Here is a 17,923-nt window from a genome sequence, read left to right as displayed (position 1 = left end):
GGACGCTGGAATGGCTCACCCTGCCGCCCATGCTCGAAGCCACCGGCGCCAGTCTGCGCCTCGGGCAAAAACTGCTCGACCAGCTTCAGCCGGCCTGAATCGCTGCCTTCAGCGCCGCGACCCGGGTGGTGCTGGTCATGCGCCGCAGGGGGCTGGCGAAACCCAGCCTCTGCGCCTTTTCCCCCGGTTCCGGGGCCGGCTCCGAGCAGGAGCCATGCAGCGCCCCCAGCCTTACCCGCGCCAGGATCTGCGGGGCAGTCACGGCATTGACGCCGGCTCCAGCCATGATAGTGAGCCGCCCGGCCGCCACCCTATGCGCCCGTTCCAGCGCGTCCAGCCCTTGGGGCGCCGACAGGGCCCCGCCCGAGGTAAGGATGGTGTCGAACCCCAGCGCCACCGCCGTCTCCACCGCCTCCGCCATGTCGGGCACGAGGTCGATGCAGCGATGCAGGGTCCGCCCCATGCCCTCGGCCGCCTTGGCCAGCACCGCCAGCGTTTCGACATCGAGCCGGCCATCGGGCAGGCTCGCCCCCAGCACCACCCCCTCGATGCCGGTGGCGCGGATGGCGGCGATCTCGGCCAGCATCCCCGCCATATCGCCCGCATTGAAAACAAAATCCCCCGGCCGCGGCCGCACCATGGCGCGGGCGGAACGGGCTTTTTTTGCCGCCAGCGCCACCAGGCCCGGCGTCGGCGACAGCCCGCCCAGTTCCAGCGCCGCGCAGAGTTCGATCCGGTCGGCGCCACCGGCCAGCGCCGCGTCGAGCCCGGCGGCGTCGTCGACGCAGATTTCGAGCAGCGTCATGCCAGCCCCTCCGAAAATCCCAGGCTCGCCGCCCCGATCAGCCCGGCATCGACGGTCAGTTGTGCCGGCACCACCAGCGGGCGGTCCAGCTTGCGCAAGATGCGGCGGCGCACTTCCCCGTCCAGCGCCGCGACCAGTTCGGTGCTGTTGCCCAGCCCGCCGCCCACCGGAATGATGTCGGGCCCGACGATATTGACCGCCAGCGCCATCGGCTGGGCCACCAGTTCGAGATAGACCGAAAGAGTTTCCCCCGCCGCCGCGTCGCCGCCGGTCCAGGCAGAAATGATGGCGGTGCTCTCCAATTCCGCCCCATGGATATGGCGGTGCAGCTTTTCGAGCCCGCGCGCGCCGCCCACCGTATCGACGCAGCCGCGCTGCCCGCAGCCGCATTCGAATTGCGGCAAATCATAGGGCGGCACGCTCAGCCTGGTGGCGGTGATGGAACCATGGCCCCATTCGCCCGCCAGCCCGCCCGCGCCGCGAAACAGCCTTCCCCCGGCGACGATGCCGCCGCCGACCCCGGTGCCCAGAATGGCCCCGAACACCACCTCATGCCCCCGCCCAGCCCCGGCATGGGCCTCGGCCAGCGCGAAGCAATCGGCGTCATTGGCCACGATCACGGGGCGGCCCAGCGCCGCTTGCAGATCGCCGGCCAGGTTGCGCCCGTCGATGCAGGCAATATTGGCGACGGTGGCCAGCCCGCTTCGCGGATCGATCACCCCGGTCACCGAAATGGCCACCGGCGCCGGCGTCTCGCCCAGAAAGCCTTCCAGCACCGCCACGAAGGCGGCAAAATCGTCACGCGGCGTTGGCTTGCGGCCCAGCGGCGTCAGCGCCTGCGGGGCGGTGGCGCGCGCCGCCTTGATGCTGGTGCCGCCAATATCGAAACAGATCAGCATGAAGGCTTTCCCGGTAACGCGATCGGGGCGTCATAGCACAGCTTTATAGACCTGCGCCCCCCGCCATGCCGATATGGCGAAGGCGAGCACGAACAGAGCCGAAAGCAGCAGCACGATGGTAGGCGCGGGGGCGCTGTCGATGAAGAAGGAGAGATACACCCCCGCCAGCGCCGCCAGCAGCGAAATGGCCATGGCCAGCACCAGCATCGTGCCGAAGCGTTTGGTGAGCAGGAAGGCGATAGCCCCCGGCGCGATCAGCAGCGAAATGGCCAGGATAATGCCCACCGCCTGCAAGGCCCCGACAATGGTGAGGGCGATCAGCGCCAAGAGCCCGTAATGCAGCCAGCCGGTGCGCAGGCCCATGGCGCGGGCCTGGCCGGGGTCGAAGGCATGGAGCAGGAAATCCTTCCATTTGATCCCGATAATGGCGACGGTGGCCAGCCCGATCAGCAGCGACTGGCCGATATCGCCCGGCCCCACGCCCAGCATGTCGCCGAACAATATATGGTCCAGATGCACATCGGACTGGATCTTGACATAGAGCACCAGCCCCAGCCCGAACATGCCGGAAAACACCACGCCCATGGCGGTGTCCTGCTTGATGCGGCTGTTGTCGCCCAGATAGCCGCTGGCGATGGCGGCGAACATGCCGGCAATGAAGGCGCCGATGGCATAGGGCAGCCCGACCATATAGGCGATCACCACGCCGGGAAAAACCGCGTGCGAAATGGCGTCGCCCAGAAGCGACCAGCCCTTGAGCACCACGAAGCAGGAGAGCAGCGCCATGGGCACGGCCACCAGCGCCGCGATCAGCAGCGCATTGACCATGAAGTCGAACTGGAAGGGCAGCAGCAGGGTTTCCATGAGGCTCATGGCTGGTTCTCCACCGCCTTTGCGGCGCGGCGGCGCGCGGCGAGCAGGCCATGGCGCGGCGCGAGGAAGAAGGCGAGCAGGAACAGCCCGGTTTGCAGCACCACGATGATGCCGCCGGTGGCCCCGTCGAGGAAATAGCTGGCATAGGCGCCGACAAAGCAGGTCAGCGTGCCGATGGCCACCGCGATGAGCAAAAGGCGCGGAAAGCGGTCGACCAGCAGATAGGCGGTGGCGCCGGGCGTCACCACCAGGCAGATCACCAGAAACGCGCCCACGGTCTGCATGACGGCCACGGTCGAGGCCGAGAGCAGGGTAAAGAACAGCACCCGCAAGGCCTGCGGATTGAGCCCGATGGAGCGGGCATGGTTCTCATCGAAGAAGCTGACCATCAAATCCTTCCACTTGACCAGCAAAATGGCCAGACAGACCAGGCCGATGATCGCCAGTTGCAGCGTGTCGGCGGGGGTAATGGCCAGGATATTGCCCAGCACGATGGTCTGGATGTTGATCGCCACCGGCGAAAGCGACACCATGAACAGCCCGAGGCCGAAAAAGCCCGAAAAGGTGAGCCCGATAATGGCGTCTTCGCGCAGCTTGGTGCGCTGGTTGAGAAACAGCATGGCCGCCGCCGCCAGCCCGCCGGAAAAGAAGGCGCCGATGGAAAAGGGAAGGCCCAGCATATAGGCGCCGGCCACGCCCGGCACGATGGCGTGCGAAAGCGCGTCCCCGATCAGCGACCAGCCCTTGAGCATCAGATAGCAGGACAAAAAGGCGCACACGGCCCCGACCAGCGCCGAGACCCACATGGCGTTGACCATATAGCCATAGGAAAAGGGTTCGAGCAGCAGCGCCATCATCGCGGCTCCCGCGCGTCGAGCACCAGCGGGCGCTCGTCGTCGCTGTAGACGCGCAGCGGCCGGGGCCGTCCTTCAGGGCCCGCTTCGAGCACCACATGGCGCAGCACGCCGCCAAAGGCGCGTTCGAGATTGTCGCGGGTGAACACCTCCGCGGTCGGCCCCGAGGCCAGCACCGTGCCCTTGACCAATATGGTGCGGTCGCAGAATTCGGGCACCGAGCCCAGATTATGGGTCGAGACCAGCATCACCCGCCCCTCCTCGCGCAATTGGCGCAACAGGGCGATGATCTGTTCCTCGGTCTTGACGTCGACGCCGGTAAAGGGCTCGTCGAGCAGGATGACGCGGCTGTCCTGGGCCAGGGCGCGGGCAAGAAAGACGCGCTTTTTCTGCCCGCCCGAGAGTTCCCCGATCTGGCGCTTGCGCAACTCCAGCATGTCGACGCGGGCCAGCGCCGCGCTCACCGCCTCGCGGTCGGCGGGACGGGCGATGCGCAGCGGGCCCATATGGCCATAGCGCCCCATCATCACCACGTCCTCCACCAGCACGGGGAAGTTCCAGTCCACCTCCTCGGCCTGCGGCACATAGGCGACTAGATTCTGCCGCAGCGCCTCGGCGACGGGCCGGTCGAGCACGCGGATCTCGCCCTTGGCGACCCTGACAAAGCCCATGATGGCCTTGAAAAGCGTGGACTTGCCGGCCCCGTTCACCCCCACCAGCGCCGCGATGGTGCCGGTGGGAATTTCGAAGCTGGCGTCGCGCAAGCCCGTATGGCCGTTGCGATAGGTGACGGTGGCGTCCGAAACCCTGATGCCGCTCATTGCGCCAGTCCCTGGGCAATGGTGGCCGAAGTCACCGAGAGCAGGTCGAGAAAGGTGGGCACCGGGCCGTCGGCTTCGGTCAGCGAATCCACATAGAGCACGCCGCCATAGCGCGCGCCGGTCTCGCGGGCCACCTGCTGGGCCGGCGCCGCCGACACCGTGCTTTCCGAAAAGATCACCCCGATCCGGTGTTCGCGCATGGCGTCGATCACCTTGCGCACCTGCTGGGGCGTGCCCTGCTGGTCGGCATTGATCGGCCAGAGGAACAGCTCGTTGAGGCCGAAATCGCGGGCGAGATAGGAAAAGGCTCCCTCGCTGGTCACCAGCCAGCGCTTGTCCGCCGGCAGCGCTTCCAGCTCGGCGCGGATGGGCGCGATGGCAGCGGTGATTTTCGCCTTGTAGGCTTCGGCATTGGCGGCATAGAGGGCGGCATTTTCCGGATCATATCGGGCGAAGGCGTCGCGGATATTGTCGACATAGATCAGCGCGGCGCTGGGCGACATCCAGGCATGCGGGTTGGGTTTGCCGCTATAGGGGCCTTCGGCGATGCCCATGGGCTCGACGCCGTCCGAAACCACCACCGAAGGCACGTCCTTGAGGGTGCGGAAGAATTTTTCGAACCACAATTCCAGGTTGAGCCCGTTCCACAGGATCAAATCCGCGCCCTGGGCGCGTTGCAGGTCGCCGGGGGTGGGCTGGTAATTATGGATTTCAGCGCCGGGCTTGGTGATGGATTCCACCTCCGCCGCGTCGCCGGCGACGTTGCGCGCCATGTCGGCGATGACGGTGAAGGTGGTCACCGCCTTGAATTTTTCCGCCGCCGACGCCGCGCCGGACAGGGCCAGCATCGCCGCCAGCGCCAAAATTCCTGCCCGCTTCCATCGCGTCATGTCTCTCTCCATTGTTGCGAGTGATTTGCATTTGCGTAACGCATTCCGCAACCATCTGCAAGTAGGAATGATTTGCAACAAGGGCCGGCAAACCGCCTTTCGCCTTGACGCGGCGGCGTTTCGTCCCAATATCGCCCCCACCCCGGCTGGCAGCAGCAACAATGAGCGATCCGAAACCTCCATCCTTTGTCAGTGCGCAAATGGTCGCCGAGCGGGCGGGCGTATCGCGCTCGGCCGTGTCGCGCACCTTCACCGATGGCGCCAGCGTCTCGGAGGCGACGCGCGCCAAGGTGCTGGAGGCGGCGGGCGCCTTGGGCTACCACGTCAATCACCTGGCGCGCGGCCTGCGCGAGCGCAGCAATATCGTGTGCCTGGTGGTCTCGGACATCGTCACCCCCATCCGCGCCCGCATGGTGGACGAATTGACCCGCAAGCTGCAGGCGGCGGGCAAGATCACCATGGTCATCAACACCGAATCCACCATCGAAAGCGTGTCGCTGGCGCTGCGCCAGCCGCTCCATGACCGCGCCGACGCCACCGTGGTGCTTTCGGGCGCGCCGCCCGCCTCGCTGGTGGAAACGTGCCTTGCCAATGGCCAGCAGGTGGTGCTGATCAACCGCGACGACCAGCTGATGGGCAGCCATAATCTGGGCGTGGACAATGCCATGGCGGGCCGCGAGGCCTTTTTCCTGCTGCGCCGGGCCGGCTGCAAGCGGCTGGGCGTCATCACCTCCACGGCGCGCACCGCCAGCCTGCGCGAGCGCACCGACGTCTTTCTCGATATCGCCGCCGCCGAGGGCATTCCGGCCAGCGTCACCGAGACCGGCCCCACCTCCTATGCCTCGGGCTTCGAGGCGGCGCGCCAGCTTTTCGGGCGCTCGAACGGCCCCGATGGCGTCTTCTGCGTCACCGATTTGCTGGCGCTGGGCTTCATGGATGCGGCGCGGCATGAATTCGGCCTGCGCATTCCCGAGGATCTGTGCATTGTCGGCTTCGACGACATCGAGCAGGCCAGCTGGGATTCCTACAAGCTCACCACCTTCGCCCAGCCGCTGGCCGACATGGCCGAGCATGTGGTGCATCTTCTGCTCCATCCCGAGGCGGCGGGCATAGAGCGCCGCCTCTACGCCCCCGCGCCGCGCTGGCGCCGCTCGGTGCGCCCCGGCCCGTCCGCCTGACCGGCCCCGCCGCTTGCAGTGCCCGCGCGGCTGTGGAAAACTCTCCGCCAGGCCGCGCGGCCCCGGTGCTTTCCAGGCCCCGCCGCCCATTGCACACGTGCGCAACAACCCGCTGTCATCAAACCGTTACGGAATGTCCGTAACACCATTTTCCAGAATTTTTTACAAATGCACTTGTGTGCAATCCTAATTGGGTGTTGTCTGATGCACGCGACGCGTCTCGCGGCAGGACCGAACCCGGCACAAGATTGGGCAGGCCCTTGCCTCGGCATCGCGGTGAGGGAGGAGCCCATGGGGTGGACGCGCCGGCGCCGGTCCGGTTCGCCATAGGCCGAAGGGTCGTTATCCACCTCCGCGACCGGCATGGAAAGCGCGACGGCTCCGGGAGCCGTCAAGATGGGAGTTAGATATGAAACGCCGTACATTCATGATTTCGGCTGCCGGCACCGCCGTCGGCATGGTGATGCTGCCCCGCATGTCGTTCGCGGCCGAGGGCACGATCGACTGGTACACCAGCTCCGACCAGAACATCCTCGATTTCTGGACCAATATCGTGCAGCCCAAATTCGAGGCCGCCAATCCGGACCTGAAGATCAACCTCATCGATGGCGGCGACAATGCCGGGCTTCAGGCCATCGCCGAGCGCGGGCTTGCCGCCCTGGGCACCAGCGCCGATCCGCAGGCCGACTTCTTCGAGGGGTTCGATGCCCGCCAGCCGGTCGGTGCTCTGGAAAAGGGCCTCTGGGTCAATTTCGCCGAAGCCGGGCTCTCCAACTATTCCAAGCTCAACCCGCTTGGCCTGGATATCCCGCAGAACCTGCCCTACCGCGCCTCCCAGGTGCTGCTGGCCTATGACACCACCAAGCTGGCCGCGGCCGACGTTCCCAAGACCTGGCCGGCGCTGGTCGCCTGGATCAAGGCCAATCCCGGCCAGTTCATCTACAACCGTCCCAACAAGGGCGGCTCGGGCCTGAATTTCGTGCGCCGCGCCATCTATGAAGCCAATGGCCAGGACACCAGCAAGTTCAAGGTGGACAACTACACCCCCGAGGCCGGCGAAGCAGCTCTGGCCCCGGCCTGGGCCATCCTCAACGACATCGCGCCCTCGCTGTTCGATGGCGGCGCCTACACCTCGGGCAACACCCAGTCGCTGCAACTGCTCGGCCAGTCGGCCGTGACCATGATCCCGGCCTGGTCCGACCAGGCGCTTTCGGCGATCGAACAGGGCGTGCTGCCCGAGACCACCGGCCTCGTCCAGCTTCAGGACCTGGGCCTGCCCGGCGGCTTCTCGCGCATCACCGTGTTGTCCAACGGCGTCAACAAGGAGGCGGCGCTCAAGCTGGCCGACTTCATCCTCTCCGAGGAAATCCAGTCTGCCGTGCTCACCGAGCTGGGCGGCTTCCCGGGCGTATCCTGGGATTATGTCGATCCGGCCCTGCGCGAGCGCTTCGCCGACGTCATTCCCACCTCGATCCCGGTCTTCCCCGGCGGCGCCTGGGAAAAGGCCATCAGCGAAGGCTGGTACCGCACCGTCGCTCCGGGCGTGGATCCGAACTCGTGACCACCGAAACCGCTGGCGCGGCTCTCGCGCCCGCGCCCACGCAAGGCAGGAGGCCCATTGGCCTCCTGCTCGTGGCCGTGCCCGTCTTTCTCGTCGTCTGGCTGGTCATCTGGCCCATCATCTCGGCCGTCATCCAGACCCTGTGGATGCCCACGGACAATGGCGGCCACGCCTTCTCCGTCGAGACCTATAAATTCTTCTTTTCCGATGCCTACAGCCTGGGCAATCTGTCGCTGACGCTGTGGACCACCGGGGTCTGCGCCGTGCTGCTGCTGGTGGTGTGCCTGCCCATCGCGCTTTACCTGCGCTTTTCGGACAGCAAGGTTTCCGCCTATGTGCAGGGCCTGGCCATCTTTCCGATGTTCGTGCCCTCCATCATCCTGGCCTTCGCCTTCATCCGCGTGCTGGGGCCCAATGGCGCGACCGATCTGCTGCTCAATGCGGTGGGCCTGCCCAAGATCAAGTCGCCCTATCTCACCCCATGGGGGCCGGTGATCGGGCTGGTCTGGGACAATATCCCCCTGACCGTCCTCATCCTGCTGGCGGGGCTGGGCAATGTGTCCAACCAATCCATCGAGGCGGCGCGCGATGTCGGTGCCGGCCGGCTGGCCGTGCTCTGGTACATCATCCTGCCGCGCATCTCCAATTCCATCCTGGTGGCCATTTCCTTTGCCGTGCTCGGCATCTTCTCGGCCTTCACCCTGCCCTATATCCTGGGCCCGGCCGCGCCGGAAATGATGGGCCCGTTCATGCAGCGCACCTTCCGCGATCTTTACGATCCGACCAATGCCATCACCCAGGCGGTGGTGACCTTCGGCTTCTGCATCCTGTTCGGCCTTTTCTATGTGCGCTCGGTCGCCCGCAACAGGACGCCCTGACATGACGACAGCCCTTGCCAAACGCAATATCGACTGGATCGGCATCGTCTTCGCGCTGGTTCTCACCCTGGTCATCGTCGTCCCGCTGGTGGTGGTGGGCACATGGGCCTTCACCAATGTGTGGCGCTACCCGTCCGTCATCCCGCAGGAATTCGGCCTGAAATTCTGGAACCAGACATTGGCCCGCGCCGATGTGTGGAACTCCATCACCATGAGCCTGTCGCTCTCGGCGGTGGTGACGGCGGCGTCTGCCGTCATCTGCCTGCCGGCAGCCTATGCCTTCGCCCGGCTCGATTTTCCGGGCCGCAACATCCTCTTCTTCTCGTTCCTGGCCGGCCATGCCTTTCCCAAATTCGGGCTGCTGGTCGCCATTGCCGGCATTTTTCTCCAGCTCAACCTCATCGGCACCTTCTGGGGCGTGGCGCTGATCCAGCTCGTGGGCACGCTGATGTTCATGATCTGGATTCCGGTGGCCGCCTTCCAGTCGGTGGACCGGCGCATGGAAGAAGCTGCCCGCGATGTCGGCGCCTCGCCGCTGCGCGTCTTCTGGTCGATCACCCTGCCCCAGGCCGGGCCGACCATCGCCGCCGCCGTGCTGCTGAGCTTCGTGGGCACGTTCTATGAAACCGAAGGGGCCTGGCTCATCGGAGCGCCGCAGGTGCGCACCCTGCCGGTGCTGATGATTTCCTTCATCAACAACCAGCCCGTCATCCAGTATGGCGCCGTGCTCTCGGTGCTGCTCTGGGTGCCCTCCTTCATCGCCCTTTTGTTCGCCCGCCGCGTCATCAACGGGGGCTCCTTCGCCCGCGGTTTCGGCGGCTAGGAAATACCCATCATGTCCGTTCTCAAGATTTCCGACGTCACCAAGGTCTTCGCCGCCGGCAATGTCGTGGCCGTAGACACCTTCTCGCTCGATGTGGCGAACGGCGAGCTGGTCTGCCTGCTGGGGCCCTCGGGCTCGGGCAAGTCCACCCTGCTGCGCATGGTCGGGGGCTTCGAGCGCCCCTCCTCGGGCCTCATCACCATCGATGGCGAGGACATCACCTATCTGCCGCCCGAAAAGCGCCCCACCGGCATGGTGTTCCAGAGCCATGCGCTGTGGACGCATATGAATGTGTTCAAGAACCTGGCCTTCGGGCTCAAGCTGCGCCGCGTTCCCGCCGATGAGATCAAGCGGCGGGTGGAGAACGTGCTCGAACTGGTGGGGCTGGGCGGCTATGGCACGCGCCAGGTCACCCAGTTGTCCGGCGGCCAGCAGCAGCGCGTGGCGCTGGCCCGCTCGCTGGTGCTCGAACCCAAGATCCTGCTCTTGGACGAGCCCTTCGCCAGCCTCGACCAGCATTTGCGCGAGAGGCTGCGCGAGGAGGTGCGCGACATCCAGCAGCGCCTCAAGATCACCACGCTCTTCGTCACCCATGGGCAGGACGAGGCCCTCTCCATGGCCGACCGCATCGTGGTCATGCGCGACGGGCGCACCGAGCAGATCGACCGGCCCGACATGGTCTATCGCGATCCCAAGACGCCCTTCGTCGCCGGCTTCATCGGCACCATGAACCTCATCGAGGGTCAGGTGGCCAATGGCGTCTTCACCCGGCCGGGCATGCGCGTGCCCCTGCCGGTGGCCGATGGCGCCGCCATTCTGGCCGTGCGCCCCGAGGCGCTTGAGATTGCCGCGGCCGCCGATGGCGAGGCCCATGTCCACCGCGTCACCGATTATGGCACCCATGGCCTGGTCGATCTCGACCTGGGCGACGGCACGCGCCTCAAGTCGATGGTGTCGCATCCCGATTTGTTCCAGCCCGGCCAGGGCGTGCACCTCACGCCCCGCGCCGTCGCCGCCTATCGCGACAACGCCCAGATATACCGGGGATAGAAATGACTTCTCCCATCGCCATCGAGCGGGGCGGGCATCGCACCTGGCTCAAATGGCATCGCGGCCGGCGTCGGGCAGGCGATCCGGCCTTTACCGGCGCCCGCATTCTCGAAGGCATGGCGCTGGGCGCCAGCGTCGAGGTCGACCTGGTTATCCACGCCGATCATGGCTGCGCTATCCTGCACAATCTCAGCCTCGAGCAGGAGACCACCGGCACGGGCCTGGTGCGCCAGACCTCTGCCGCGCAATTGCGCCAATTGCATCTGCGCGGCGAAGACGGCGCGCCGCTCGCCGACCGGGTGATGCTGCTCGAAGACCTTTGCGCGCTCCTCACGGCCCATCCGCCGCGCGAGGGCGCCTTGCTCCAGCTTGATTTCAAGGAAGATCTGGCCGCGCTCGATCCCGCCACCGTCGCGGGGTTTTCCGCTAACATTGGCCCCCTCTCGCGTTACATGATCGTGTCCGGAGGGGACTTCGATGCTATCAGTCTGTTAACGCAAAGCACCCCGATGCTAAAACAGGGGTATGACCCCTGCTACGGGCAATCCCTGGCCCGGCTGCAAGCCGATGGCGATCATGCCCGCTTCATTTCCGAGGCGCTCGACACCGCGCCAGAGGCCGATTTCATCTATCTGCACCACGAGATCGTGCTGGAGGCCGACCGCGCCGGCTTCGACATGATCGGCGCCGTCCATGACGCAGGCCGCAAGGTCGATGCCTGGACGATAAAAACCGTTGATTCCCAATCACTTCCCAAGGTCGACCGCCTGCTTGCGCTCAAGGTCGACCAGATCACCACAGACGACCCGGAGGGGCTGGCAGCGGCCCTAGCATCATGACCATCAATTACGACGCAGTTCTCGACGACATGGTCTCGGCCGCCCGCGAGGCCGGCGCGCTAACCCTCGAGCATTTCAAGCATTTCCGCGATCTGGAGATCGGGGTCAAAGGGCCGGGCGACTTCGTTTCCGATGCCGACCGCGATTCGGAAACCCTGATCCGCGACCGCCTGCTCTCGCGCTATCCCGGCTGGAGCCTTACCGGCGAGGAGTTCGCTCCCGTCGAGGGGGAGGACCCCGAGCACCGCTGGCTGGTCGATCCCATTGATGGCACTACGAATTTTATCTACGGCCAGCATTACACCATCACCATTTCCCTGCGTCGCGGGCGCGAAACCCTGTGCGGCCTCGTCTATAATCCGGTGGCCGACGAGATGTTCACCGCCCGCCTGGGCGGCGGAGCCTGGCTCAATGGCGAGCGCCTGCATGTCAGCCGCTCCACCGATGTGGCCATGATGTGCGTCGGGACCGGGCTGCCCACCCCGAATCTCTCATTATATCCAGGGGCTTACGCTCGCCTCGACGCCATCCGCGCGCCCATTGGCGCGGTGCGTGTGGTGGGCAGCGCCGCCAATAGCTGCGCCTATGTCGCCTGCGGGCGCCTGACCGGCTATTTCGAGGAAACCGGCTTTGTCGACACCGCCGCCGGCATCCTTCTGGTTCAGGAGGCCGGGGGCATCGTCACCGACTGGTGGGGCCGAGGCCCCGACATCTACGAAAAGACCGGCACGCTGATCGTCGCCAACCCCGCGACCCATGCCTATCTGGTCGAGCAATTGGCCGCCGTGCCCCGCAAGGAACCCAAAGGGCCATAGATTGGCCTAGAAGTTTGTAATATAAGGTGATTGCCGGGGGCGGCGCTCACTTCGAATCATCGTACAAACTTGTTTCCTGGGCAGGCTTTGGCCTGGAAGAAATGAATATCTATCTTGTCTTGCTGCATATCGCCGGCGCGGTGACGCTGCTGCTCTGGGCAACGCGCATGGTACGCACCGGTATGGAGCGCTCGCAAAAGGCCGTGCTGCAACGCCTGCTCGGCCAGGGCGGGCGCGGAACGCTGCGCATGGCCGGTCTGGGCGCGGGCGTGGCTATGCTGCTGCAAAGCTCCACCGCCGTGGCGCTCCTGGCCGCCGGTTTCGCCGCCAGCGGAAAGCTGAGCCTTTCCCTGGGCTTAGCGACCCTCCTGGGCGCCGATCTGGGCTCGGCGCTGGTGGTGCAGTTCCTCAGCATCAATCCCGAATGGCTGATGCCGCTGCTGCTGCTGGTGGGCGGCACCATGTTCCTGCGCGGGCGCAACCGCGACGTCCGGCAATTGGGCCGGGTGGTGATGGGCATCGGGCTCATCCTCATCTCGCTCCAGCTTATCGGGCAATCGACCCTGCCGCTGCGCGACGCCCCGATGCTGCCGGGCATCGTCGCCTATCTCGCCGGCGATCCTTTCACCGCTTTCCTTCTGGCGGCCGCCTTTACCTGGCTCATCCATTCCAGCGTTGCCTTCGTGCTGCTGGTGGTGACGCTGGCGGTGCAGGGGCTGGTGCCGTTCGAGCTGGGCGCCTCCCTGGTGCTGGGCGCCAATATCGGCAGCGGCCTCATCGCCTACGTTCTCACCCGAACCGGCACCGCCGTAGCGCGGCGGCTGACGCTGGGCAATCTGCTGTTCCGCAGCGCGCTGGCCATCGTGCTGCTGGGCCTGCTCTGGCTCAGCCACATCCCCGGCGCCTATCTCGGCCCCGACGCCGCCCGCCAGATCGTCAATTTCCACCTGGCTTACAACGTCATCCTGCTGGTGGTGGCGCTGCCCCTCACCCGACCCATGGCCAGGCTCACCGAATGGCTGGTGCGCAGCCCGGCCGGCGAGGCCGAGGCGCGGCGTATTTCGCCGGTTCGGCTGGATGATCGGCTGATCGGCCAGCCACCGCTGGCCCTGGCCAGCGCCAAGCGCGAGCTTTTGCGCATGGCCGAAGTGGTGGAGCGGATGCTTGAGCCGATCATGGAGCTCTATGAATCGGCAGACCCCGAAAAGATCCGTGAAATCAAACAATTGGAGCATGCGGTCAACGCCGCCCAATCCGATATCAAGCTCTATCTGTCGCGCATCCGCTACCCCCAGCCCGATGGGCCAGAGGCCATGCGCGGGCAGGAGCTGGCGCAATTCGCCATCAACCTGGAATATGTCGGAGATGCGGTGGTCAAGACGCTGGTCAAGCTGGCCGAGACGCGCAGCGAGCAGAAGGTGAAGTTCTCCGCCGCCGGCTGGCGCGAGCTCAACGACCTGCACTACCGGGTGGTGGAAAACCTGCATCTGGCGCTCAACGTGCTGATGTCGGAAGACCGCGCCTCGGCCGAGTTGCTGCTGGCCCAGAAGGCCTCGATGGGCGATGCCGGGCGGGCCAGCGCCGCCGAGCATCTGGCGCGGCTGCGTGATGGGGCGCAGCAATCCATCGCCACCAGCAATATTCACCTGGAAACGGTTCGCGCCTTCAAGACCATCAATTCGCTTCTGGCCAGCGTCGCCTATCCGGTGCTGCGCCAGACCGCGCAACAGGGCTAAAGAAATACCGGCTCCTCGTGGAGCGTAACGCCGAAGCGGGCAACGACGGTGGCGCGTACATGCGCGGCCAGCGCCCTGATGTCGTCGGCGCTGCCGCCACCATGATTGACCACCACCAGCGCGTGGCGAGCGGAAATGCCCACCGGACCAAGCGTGAAGCCCTTGAGCCCGCTTTGCTCGATCAGCCAGCCCGCCGAGAGCTTGACCAGCCCACCAGGCTGGGCAAAGGCTGGCGCGCCGGGGAATTCGGCCAGAACCGGCGCAGCCTCGGCCTCTTCCACTATGGGGTTCTTGAAGAAGGAGCCGGCATTGGGATGAGTGCGCCAGTCGGGCAGCTTGGACTGGCGCAGGCCCACCACGCGGTCCATCACCTGCAAGGGGGTGAGCCCGGCGCTGCCGGCCAATTCGGCAAGGCCGGCAAAACGCAGATTGGGTTGCCAGGGCCGGGAGAGGCGCAGGCGCAGGCTCACCACCACGAAGCGCCCCGGCTGCTGCTTGAGAAGGCTGTCGCGATAGCCGAAGGCCATTTCGGGACGGGTCAGGCGGCGCATATCTCCTGCCACCCGGTCATAGGCGAGGAGGGACTCGAAGCCATCCGCCACTTCGGCCCCATAGGCGCCGATATTCTGCACCGGCGCCGCACCGGCTGTGCCGGGAATGCCGGCAAGGTTTTCCAGCCCGCCCAGCCCCTGCCCCACCGTCCAGGCGACCAAATCGTGCCAGATTTCACCGGCTGCCACTTCAATGAGCACACCGGTTTCGTCCTCAGAAAGGATCGCCCGGCCCGCAATGGTCATCAGCGCCGTGACGCCGTCGAATTCCGGCGAAAGCACCACATTGCTGCCCGAGCCCAGAAGGCGCACCGCCAGCCCCTTCGCCTCGGCCTCCTCGAACAGGGCCGGCACCGCCTCCGGCGTATCCAGCAGTGCCCCGAAGCGCGAGCGGGCGCGCAGAGCCAGCGTATTGTGGGCGGACAGGTCGAAATCGGAAATCAGCGGCATGGGACATTCGAAGCGGAGGGAGCGAAATTGCTCCTAACATATTCCGCCGGCAACTTCCCGGCTTCTTTCACCACTGCAAAAGCTATCAGACGTCGTGAAGCTGGATGACCGTGCGCGTGCCGCCCCTGCCGTCGCCATAAAGGATGGACGTCCCCAATTGCTGGGCCATGGCCGCGATCATGCGGGTACCGAGCCCGGTGCCCTTGGCCGGCCCGGTGCCGTTCCAGCCCACGCCATCGTCTTCCACAACCAGCAGAACCTCGCCGCCCGCCTCGCGACGCAGCAATACGCGGATCTGGCCGGTCGCCTCGTCGGGATAGGCATATTTATAGGCATTGGTGAGCAATTCGGTGACGATGACCCCGACCGAAACCGCCTTGTCGGTCAGGATGGCGACCGGGGCGAGGTCGGTGACGACGCTGGCGGGGCTGCCGGCGGCGCGCATGGTGGTGTCGAGTTCCTCGATCAGCGATTGGAGATAGGAATCGAGGGAAACCGAGCGCACATCTTCGGAGGTGTAGAGACGCCGATGCAGGCCCGCTATCGCCGAAATGCGGGCCTGGGTTTCGGTCAGCGCCTCGCGCGCATGCGGGTCGGAAATGGCCGCTGCCTGCATGCGCACCAGCGCTGCAACCAGCGCCAGGCTATTGGCGACGCGGTGATTGACCTCGCTGAGCAGGATTTCCGCCCGATCGCGCGCCACGCGCACCTGCTGCTCGGCCAGCTCCTTATGGCGCTGCAAGCGGGTCTTTTCGATGGCCTGCTCGATGGCATTGACGAGCAACACGACGAATTCCCCGCCCGCGGTCTTGAGCACATAATCGGCCGCGCCGGCCTTGAGCGCCTCGACGGCGACCATCGGCTCCTGCGAGCCGGTGACATAGACCACCGGCGGCGCATTGGCCACGCCGCCCAGGCGCTCGAGAACGCCGATGCCGGTGCCGCAATCGAGAAAATGATCGAGCACGACCACATCCACGCCGCCCTCGCCGATGCGCGCCAGCCCGGCTTCGGCATCGTTGGCATGCTCGTAGCTGTAGCCGCGTCGCGTCAGGGCCTTTTCCACCAGCCGCGCCAGCGTCGCATCGTCATCGATCTGCAGCGCCCGGAAAACGCGATTGGGCACGTTATTCGGTCTCCGGAACCTGCATGACGGAGAAGAACAGCCCCAATTGCTTTATGGCATTGGCAAAGCCGTCATAATCCACCGGCTTGGTGATGTAGACATTGGCGCCAAGATCGTAGCAGCGCTGGATTTCGCGCTCGTCGTCGGTGGTGGTCAGCACCACCACGGGCGTACGGCGGGTGTGGGGATTGTTCTTGACCTTTTCCAGGATCGACACGCCCGTCATGTCGGGCAGGTTGAGATCGAGCAGCATCAGCATCATGCGGCCGGCGCTGGCAAGCCCCGAGCCGTCCGGGCCCAGCAGGTAGCCCAGCGCCTCGGTGCCGCTGGCGAAGGCGACGATCTCATTGGCGACGCCCGCCCGGCGGATATTCTTCTCGATGAGGCGGGCATGGCCTTCATCATCCTCGATCATGATGATGGTAACCGGTCTGGCGTTATTCATGTCTCAGTCCTGACAATGGTTCTGACATCCAACGGCAGAAGGATGGAAAAGGTTGTGCCTTCGCCCAGGGCGGAGGCCAGGGTGATGTCGCCGCCAAGGCTGCGCACCAGGGTACGGACATGGGCAAGGCCGATGCCCTCGCCGGGTTTGTCCTGCTGGCCCGAGCGGCGGAAAAGATCGAAAACACGCTGATGGTCTTCGGGGGCGATACCGCGGCCATTATCGGCGATATCGATGCGCACCTGCCCGCCCGCAACCGGCGCCACAACGATGTCCACCGCGAGCGGGCGCCCGCTCGCATGATATTTGACGGCATTGTCGAGCAGATTGCCCACCACCTGCTCGAGCGAAAGGCGGTCGGAGACAATGGCCGGCACGCCGACCGAAAGGCTCGACATGCCGTCCGCCGCCTGAATCTGGTGCTGGATGGTGGCAAGATTGGCCTCCAGCAGAGACTTCAGGTCGACGGTCTCGGGCTTGAGCGGGCGCTTGCCCTCGCGTGAAATCTTGAGGATGGCGTTGATGAGTCCGTCCATCTTGCGCGTGGAAGAGCGGATGAAGCCGATGGCCTCGGGCATGTCCTCCTGGGCGGCGGTGCGCGCAGCCTGGATTTCCTGCTCGCTCAGCGGGTTGCCGTCGGCCAGGACATAGGCCTGGATGGCCTTCATGGTTTCGTCCAGCTCGCTGGTGAAGCCCATGATGTTGACCAGCGGCGCCCGCAGGTCGTGGGTGACGATATAGGCGAAGCGCTGCACTTCCTCATTGGCGCTCATCAGCGCCTGGGTGCGCTCCTTCACCCGCTGCTCCAGCCCGCTGTTGAGCGCTTCCACCTCGGCCCGCGCCATCAGAAGGTCGCGGGTATAGTTGAGCGCCGTCCACACCGAGCCGCCGATGACCAGGATGATGAGAATGCCGGCGACGATGGTGACGTAGCGCAGCGTATCGGCGCTGGTCCGCTGGTCCTGCACGCCCAGGATCAGCTCGTCGTCGGCATTGCTGATGATCTCGACGAAGAGACTGCGCGCCTCCTCCATGATCTGGCGGCCCTGATCGGTCTCCACCAGCGCCAGGGCTTCGGCCTCCCGCCCCTCGCGCACCAGGGTGATGGTCTGCTCCAGCTCCGAGAGCTTGTTGCCCAGGGCCGGCGCCAGGGCCTCGACGCGGTCCCGATAGGCGGGCAGGTCGGTCACCGCCTGGGTGAGCTGGCCATAATAGGGCAGGATGCGCTCGCGCGCGGCGTTGTAGGGGACCAGATAGGCTTCGTCCTGGGTGAGGAGGAAACCGCGCTGGCTCGATTCCATCTCCTGCAGGGCAATGCGCAGATTATTG

The 17,923-nt window shown here is 65.5% G+C and carries 18 protein-coding genes; 8 read left to right on the top strand and 10 right to left on the bottom strand.

Going from position 1 to position 17,923, the window contains the following annotated elements; genetic code table 11:
• Positions 1 to 85: 85 nt before the first annotated feature.
• The 6 genes from VDP82_RS03670 to VDP82_RS03645 are packed head-to-tail and all read right to left on the bottom strand — an operon-like array spanning position 86 to position 5,142.
• Entirely contained in the window at positions 86 to 805 is a 720-nt protein-coding gene (locus tag VDP82_RS03670) for a copper homeostasis protein CutC (protein ID WP_323013485.1), read from the bottom strand.
• Entirely contained in the window at positions 802 to 1,704 is a 903-nt protein-coding gene (locus tag VDP82_RS03665; protein ID WP_323013484.1) for an ROK family protein, read from the bottom strand. The genes VDP82_RS03670 and VDP82_RS03665 overlap by 4 nt, the downstream gene beginning before the upstream one ends.
• Before the next feature lie 30 nt (positions 1,705 to 1,734).
• Positions 1,735 to 2,577 carry a metal ABC transporter permease gene (locus VDP82_RS03660; RefSeq protein WP_323013483.1) on the bottom strand — a complete coding sequence of 281 codons (843 nt, stop codon included), beginning with the start codon at positions 2,575 to 2,577 and terminating at the stop codon, positions 1,735 to 1,737.
• On the bottom strand, positions 2,574 to 3,434 hold the full coding sequence (locus VDP82_RS03655; protein ID WP_323013482.1) for a metal ABC transporter permease: 861 nt from the start codon (positions 3,432 to 3,434) through the stop codon (positions 2,574 to 2,576). The genes VDP82_RS03660 and VDP82_RS03655 overlap by 4 nt, the downstream gene beginning before the upstream one ends.
• Positions 3,431 to 4,252 carry a manganese/iron ABC transporter ATP-binding protein gene (locus tag VDP82_RS03650; protein ID WP_323013481.1) on the bottom strand — a complete coding sequence of 274 codons (822 nt, stop codon included), beginning with the start codon at positions 4,250 to 4,252 and terminating at the stop codon, positions 3,431 to 3,433. Before VDP82_RS03650 ends, VDP82_RS03655 begins: the two co-directional genes overlap by 4 nt.
• Positions 4,249 to 5,142, bottom strand: a complete 894-nt coding sequence (locus tag VDP82_RS03645) for a metal ABC transporter substrate-binding protein (protein WP_323013480.1) — start codon at positions 5,140 to 5,142, stop codon at positions 4,249 to 4,251. The genes VDP82_RS03650 and VDP82_RS03645 overlap by 4 nt, the downstream gene beginning before the upstream one ends.
• Before the next feature lie 161 nt (positions 5,143 to 5,303).
• Here VDP82_RS03645 and VDP82_RS03640 point away from each other — a divergent pair, with 161 nt between their 5' ends.
• The 8 genes from VDP82_RS03640 to VDP82_RS03605 all read left to right on the top strand — a co-directional run bounded on the left by VDP82_RS03640 (position 5,304) and on the right by VDP82_RS03605 (position 14,022).
• Positions 5,304 to 6,320, top strand: coding sequence for a substrate-binding domain-containing protein (locus VDP82_RS03640; protein WP_323013479.1), 1,017 nt, complete (start codon positions 5,304 to 5,306; stop codon positions 6,318 to 6,320).
• Positions 6,321 to 6,729: 409 nt separating this feature from the next.
• The gene (locus VDP82_RS03635) at positions 6,730 to 7,881 is read left to right on the top strand and encodes an extracellular solute-binding protein (protein WP_323013478.1); all 1,152 of its coding nucleotides are present in this window, start codon (positions 6,730 to 6,732) and stop codon (positions 7,879 to 7,881) included.
• Positions 7,878 to 8,759, top strand: coding sequence for an ABC transporter permease (locus VDP82_RS03630; RefSeq protein WP_323013477.1), 882 nt, complete (start codon positions 7,878 to 7,880; stop codon positions 8,757 to 8,759). The genes VDP82_RS03635 and VDP82_RS03630 overlap by 4 nt, the downstream gene beginning before the upstream one ends.
• A 1-nt stretch (position 8,760) precedes the next feature.
• Positions 8,761 to 9,582, top strand: coding sequence for a carbohydrate ABC transporter permease (locus VDP82_RS03625; RefSeq protein WP_323013476.1), 822 nt, complete (start codon positions 8,761 to 8,763; stop codon positions 9,580 to 9,582).
• 12 nt (positions 9,583 to 9,594) lie between these two features.
• A complete protein-coding gene (locus tag VDP82_RS03620) occupies positions 9,595 to 10,632 on the top strand; it encodes an ABC transporter ATP-binding protein (RefSeq protein ID WP_323013475.1) in 1,038 nt (345 codons plus the stop codon).
• A gap of 2 nt (positions 10,633 to 10,634) precedes the next feature.
• The gene (locus tag VDP82_RS03615; protein ID WP_323013474.1) at positions 10,635 to 11,471 is read left to right on the top strand and encodes a glycerophosphodiester phosphodiesterase; all 837 of its coding nucleotides are present in this window, start codon (positions 10,635 to 10,637) and stop codon (positions 11,469 to 11,471) included.
• Positions 11,468 to 12,286 carry an inositol monophosphatase family protein gene (locus VDP82_RS03610; RefSeq protein ID WP_323013473.1) on the top strand — a complete coding sequence of 273 codons (819 nt, stop codon included), beginning with the start codon at positions 11,468 to 11,470 and terminating at the stop codon, positions 12,284 to 12,286. Before VDP82_RS03615 ends, VDP82_RS03610 begins: the two co-directional genes overlap by 4 nt.
• A gap of 101 nt (positions 12,287 to 12,387) precedes the next feature.
• Positions 12,388 to 14,022, top strand: coding sequence for a Na/Pi cotransporter family protein (locus VDP82_RS03605; RefSeq protein ID WP_323013472.1), 1,635 nt, complete (start codon positions 12,388 to 12,390; stop codon positions 14,020 to 14,022).
• Here the strand turns inward: VDP82_RS03605 and murB are convergent.
• The 4 genes from murB to VDP82_RS03585 form a co-directional block, all read right to left on the bottom strand.
• On the bottom strand, positions 14,019 to 15,023 hold the full coding sequence (gene murB, locus VDP82_RS03600; RefSeq protein WP_323013471.1) for a UDP-N-acetylmuramate dehydrogenase: 1,005 nt from the start codon (positions 15,021 to 15,023) through the stop codon (positions 14,019 to 14,021). The genes VDP82_RS03605 and murB overlap by 4 nt on opposite strands.
• An 85-nt stretch (positions 15,024 to 15,108) precedes the next feature.
• On the bottom strand, positions 15,109 to 16,149 hold the full coding sequence (locus VDP82_RS03595; protein ID WP_323013470.1) for a histidine kinase dimerization/phosphoacceptor domain -containing protein: 1,041 nt from the start codon (positions 16,147 to 16,149) through the stop codon (positions 15,109 to 15,111).
• 1 nt (position 16,150) lies between these two features.
• Positions 16,151 to 16,594 carry a response regulator gene (locus VDP82_RS03590; RefSeq protein WP_323013469.1) on the bottom strand — a complete coding sequence of 148 codons (444 nt, stop codon included), beginning with the start codon at positions 16,592 to 16,594 and terminating at the stop codon, positions 16,151 to 16,153.
• A partial coding sequence (locus VDP82_RS03585) for a sensor histidine kinase (protein ID WP_323013468.1) occupies positions 16,591 to 17,923 on the bottom strand: 1,333 nt, incomplete at its 5' end. The genes VDP82_RS03590 and VDP82_RS03585, both read right to left, overlap by 4 nt.

Source organism: Devosia sp. (assembly GCF_034675085.1).
GTDB lineage: Bacteria > Pseudomonadota > Alphaproteobacteria > Rhizobiales > Devosiaceae > Devosia.
This window is presented reverse-complemented; position numbering and strand designations above follow the sequence as displayed.

What these genes read in the sequence shown, in the direction of transcription:
- VDP82_RS03650 (WP_323013481.1), bottom strand. Translation starts at nt 4,252, where the DNA reads ATGAGCGGCATCAGGGTTTCGGACGCCACCGTCACCTATCGCAACGGC.
- VDP82_RS03610 (WP_323013473.1), top strand. Translation starts at nt 11,468, where the DNA reads ATGACCATCAATTACGACGCAGTTCTCGACGACATGGTCTCGGCCGCC.
- VDP82_RS03590 (WP_323013469.1), bottom strand. Translation starts at nt 16,594, where the DNA reads ATGAATAACGCCAGACCGGTTACCATCATCATGATCGAGGATGATGAA.
- VDP82_RS03640 (WP_323013479.1), top strand. Translation starts at nt 5,304, where the DNA reads ATGAGCGATCCGAAACCTCCATCCTTTGTCAGTGCGCAAATGGTCGCC.
- VDP82_RS03625 (WP_323013476.1), top strand. Translation starts at nt 8,761, where the DNA reads ATGACGACAGCCCTTGCCAAACGCAATATCGACTGGATCGGCATCGTC.
- VDP82_RS03655 (WP_323013482.1), bottom strand. Translation starts at nt 3,434, where the DNA reads ATGATGGCGCTGCTGCTCGAACCCTTTTCCTATGGCTATATGGTCAAC.
- VDP82_RS03670 (WP_323013485.1), bottom strand. Translation starts at nt 805, where the DNA reads ATGACGCTGCTCGAAATCTGCGTCGACGACGCCGCCGGGCTCGACGCG.
- VDP82_RS03645 (WP_323013480.1), bottom strand. Translation starts at nt 5,142, where the DNA reads ATGACGCGATGGAAGCGGGCAGGAATTTTGGCGCTGGCGGCGATGCTG.
- murB (WP_323013471.1), bottom strand. Translation starts at nt 15,023, where the DNA reads ATGCCGCTGATTTCCGATTTCGACCTGTCCGCCCACAATACGCTGGCT.
- VDP82_RS03620 (WP_323013475.1), top strand. Translation starts at nt 9,595, where the DNA reads ATGTCCGTTCTCAAGATTTCCGACGTCACCAAGGTCTTCGCCGCCGGC.
- VDP82_RS03635 (WP_323013478.1), top strand. Translation starts at nt 6,730, where the DNA reads ATGAAACGCCGTACATTCATGATTTCGGCTGCCGGCACCGCCGTCGGC.
- VDP82_RS03605 (WP_323013472.1), top strand. Translation starts at nt 12,388, where the DNA reads ATGAATATCTATCTTGTCTTGCTGCATATCGCCGGCGCGGTGACGCTG.
- VDP82_RS03665 (WP_323013484.1), bottom strand. Translation starts at nt 1,704, where the DNA reads ATGCTGATCTGTTTCGATATTGGCGGCACCAGCATCAAGGCGGCGCGC.
- VDP82_RS03660 (WP_323013483.1), bottom strand. Translation starts at nt 2,577, where the DNA reads ATGAGCCTCATGGAAACCCTGCTGCTGCCCTTCCAGTTCGACTTCATG.
- VDP82_RS03615 (WP_323013474.1), top strand. Translation starts at nt 10,635, where the DNA reads ATGACTTCTCCCATCGCCATCGAGCGGGGCGGGCATCGCACCTGGCTC.